The organism is Acidocella sp. (assembly GCF_028687955.1).
In the GTDB taxonomy this organism is placed as follows: Bacteria; Pseudomonadota; Alphaproteobacteria; order Acetobacterales; family Acetobacteraceae; genus Acidocella.
The window spans coordinates 1-3,507 of the sequence record NZ_JAQTZC010000115.1 but is presented as its reverse complement, the minus strand read 5'-3'; the positions used below and the strand labels follow the sequence as shown (position 1 = coordinate 3,507).

General features: G+C 62.1%; 3 protein-coding genes and 1 tRNA gene. 2 read left to right on the top strand and 2 right to left on the bottom strand.

Annotation, left to right across the window (positions count from 1 at the left end):
* Positions 1–19: 19 nt before the first annotated feature.
* Positions 20–95: transfer RNA gene (locus tag PHE40_RS10825), tRNA-His, on the bottom strand.
* Positions 96–162: 67 nt separating this feature from the next.
* Entirely contained in the window at positions 163–1,329 is a 1,167-nt protein-coding gene (locus PHE40_RS10820) for an aminotransferase (protein WP_299961639.1), read from the bottom strand.
* Between the two features lie 271 nt (positions 1,330–1,600).
* On the opposite strand from PHE40_RS10820, the gene PHE40_RS10815 reads away from it, so the two are divergent.
* Complete coding sequence (locus tag PHE40_RS10815; protein ID WP_299961638.1) at positions 1,601–1,939, top strand: P-II family nitrogen regulator; 339 nt, start codon at positions 1,601–1,603, stop codon at positions 1,937–1,939.
* Positions 1,940–2,072: 133 nt separating this feature from the next.
* Positions 2,073–3,506, top strand: coding sequence for a type I glutamate--ammonia ligase (gene glnA, locus PHE40_RS10810; protein WP_299961636.1), 1,434 nt, complete (start codon positions 2,073–2,075; stop codon positions 3,504–3,506).
* Position 3,507: the final 1 nt, after the last annotated feature.

The window sequence follows — 3,507 nt, the reverse complement described above, 5'->3', positions numbered from 1 at the left end:
GGCGATACAGGGAAATCCCTGGGGCGAACGACGGGGATCGAACCCGCGACAACCGGTACCACAAACCGGCGCTCTACCAACTGAGCTACGTCCGCCATCCAGGGTAGGGGCGTCGTACTGCGAGGGAGTATCGCCCGTCAACGTCTTGAGGGCGTTTCGTGCTCAGCTTTTGCCCGCGCGCCAGTTTTCCAGCCGCGCCAGGGCCGCGCGCAGCACATCGGGCTGCTTGCAGAAGGCGAAGCGGACGTAATTTCGCGGGGCGGCGCCGGCATAGAAGGCCGAGACCGGGATGGCCGCGACCCCGGCCTGGGTGGTGATGGCGCGGCAGAATTCCACATCATCGCCCTGGAAGTTTAAGGGGGAGATATCAGCGGTGATGAAATAGCTGCCATCGGTGGGCAGGGTGATGAAGCCCAGGCGCTTGAGCCCGGTGTTGAGAATATCGCGCCGGGCCATCAGCTCCCCGGCCAGGGTGGTGAAATAATCATCGGGCTTGGCGAGGCCGAGGGCCACCGCGCGCTGCAAATTGGGCGCCGTGGTGAAGGTGAGGTTCTGGTGCGCCTTGGCGGTGAGGGAGATGAGGTCTGGCGGGCCGGAGATGTAGCCCACCTTCCAGCCGGTGAGCGAGAAGGTTTTGCCCGCACTGCCGATGCGCAAGGTGCGCGCGGCCATGCCGGGCAGGGTCATCAGCGGGATGTGCCGCGCGGGCGGGAAGACCAGATGTTCGTACACCTCGTCGCACACCGCATAGGAATCGTGTTGCGTCAGCAGCCCGGCGATGAAGTCCAGCTCATCGGGCGTAAAAACCTTGCCGGTGGGGTTCATCGGCGAGTTGAGCAGCAGCAGCTTGGTTTTGGGGCTGAAGGCGGCGGCCAGGGCGGCGCGCGGCAGCTCCCAGCCGGGCGGCTCCAGCCGCACCAGCCGGGCCGTGGCGCCGAGCATTTTCACCACCGGCAGGTAGGTGTCATAAAGCGGTTCGATGAGGATGGCCTCGTCGCCGGGGTTGAGCAGGGCCATCAGGCAGGCGGTGATCGCCTCGGTGGCGCCAGAGGTGACGCAGACGCCGGTGGCGGGGTCTATGGGAAGGCCATAAAACCGCTGGTTGGCGGCGGCGACGGCGGATTTCAGCGCGGGCAGGCCGGTGAGGGGCGGGTATTGGTTGCGGTGGTCGAGCAGCGCATCCGCCGCCGCCTGCACGATATCGGCCGGGCCTTCGGTGTCAGGGAAGCCCTGGCCGAGGTTGATGGCGCCGTGTTGCAGGCTGAGCGCCGACATCACGGTGAAGATGGTGGTGCCGGTTTGTTCGAGCAGCGTGTTGGCTGGTTTCACGTTGATTTCCTTGAGCGACGTGCCGGAGCGTAACGCGCGGCGGGGGCGGCCGGCAAGTATGCTGAAAAATTAGGCAGAAGCCGCTGCCCGATAGGCAAATCGAATCGTGATACGCGCTAAACCCCTGTGCAACATGGTTCTTGCTTGTGGTTTGCGCGGCTGGCACGGTGCGTGCAAGACTGTATCCCGTCAGCCCGTTGGCTGGCGCGCGATTGCGCTATCCGAACGAACACTTGAAGGAGGACGCCTGGCCGTGGCGGGCGTGGACCAGATGAAAAAGATCGAAGCGATCATTAAGCCGTTCAAACTTGACGAAGTGAAAGAGGCTCTGCACGAGGTTGGGTTGCAAGGCATCACCGTTGTGGAGGCGAAGGGGTTTGGCCGGCAGAAGGGGCATACCGAGCTCTACCGCGGCGCCGAGTATGTGGTGGATTTTCTGCCCAAGGTGAAAATTGAAGTGGTCTGCGAGGACGCGGTGGTTGAACGGGCGGTTGAGGCGATCACCAATGCCGCGCGCACCGGGCGGATTGGCGACGGCAAGATTTTTATCTCCACGGTTGAAGAGGCCATCCGAATCCGCACCGGAGAAAAAGGCGACGCCGCGGTCTGACAGGCATTGTCCTGGCGGTCATGCACGGTTAACATGCTGCGCTTGCAACAGGGTTGTTCGGGGCCGCGTGGTGCGGCGCCGTCGATAGACGATGAGCTTGACGATTAACTTATTGACATTACGGGGATAAAGCATGGCGAAGAAGCCCGCTGAAAGCGCCGACGGCGTAGCGAAGGTTCTTGAACTGATTAAGGAAAACGGGGTCGAGTATGTGGACCTGCGTTTTACCGACCCGAAAGGCAAGTGGCAGCACACGGCGCAGCATGTCTCCACGGTCGATGCCGACACGTTGAAGGACGGCTTCATGTTCGACGGCTCCTCGATCGCCGGCTGGAAGGCGATTAACGAGTCCGACATGATTTTGCAGCCGGACCTGGATACGGCGGTGATGGACCCCTTCGCGGCCAAGCCGAGCCTGATCCTGTTTTGCGACATCATCGAGCCCGCGACCGGCCAGGGCTATGCCCGCGACCCGCGCTCGACCGCGAAGAAGGTGGAAGCCTATGTGAAGTCGACCGGCATCGGCGACACGATTTTCATCGGCGCGGAAGCTGAGTTCTTCATTTTCGACAGCGTGAAGTTCGGCACCGGCGGCAATTTCGGCACCTACCAGCTGGATTCCATCGAAGGCCCTGGCTCCTCGCTGAAGGATTATCCGGAAGGCAACATGGGCCACCGTCCGGCGGTTAAGGGCGGTTATTTCCCCGTTCCCCCCGTGGATGGCGATAGCGACCTGCGCGCCGAGATGCTCTCCGCCATGGGCGAGATGGGCCTGCCGATTGAGAAGCATCACCATGAGGTGGCGCAGAGCCAGCACGAACTGGGAACCCGGTTCAACTCGCTCACCAAGATGGCCGACCAGATGCAGATTTATAAATACTGCGTCCACAACGTCGCGCATTCCTATGGCAAGACCGCGACCTTCATGCCCAAGCCGATTTACGGCGACAACGGTTCGGGCATGCATACGCACGCCTCGATCTGGAAAGCCGGCAAGCCGCTGTTCGCGGGCAATGGCTATGCGGATCTCTCCGAGATGTGCCTGTATTTCATCGGCGGCGTGATCAAGCACGCCAAGGCGATCAACGCGTTCACCAACCCCGCGACCAACAGCTACAAGCGCTTGATCCCGGGTTTTGAGGCGCCGGTGCTGCTGGCCTATTCGGCGCGCAACCGTTCGGCTTCGTGCCGTATTCCCTACACCACGAGCCCGAAGGCCAAGCGCGTGGAAGTCCGCTTCCCCGACCCGACCGCCAACCCCTACCTCTCCTTCGCGGCGCTCGCGATGGCGGGCCTCGACGGCATCAAGAACAAGATCCACCCCGGCGACCCGATGGACAAGGATCTCTACGAGCTGCCGCCCGAAGAGCTGAAGGGCATCCCGACGGTTTGCGGTTCGCTCCGCGAGGCGCTCCAGTCGCTCGAAGCCGACCATGAGTTCCTGTTGCAGGGCGATGTGTTCAGCAAGGAGCAGATTGAGAGCTACATAGAGATCAAGTGGAAGGAAGTGTACCGCTTCGAGCACACGCCGCACCCGGTTGAGTTCGAGATGTATTACTCCGCTTAAT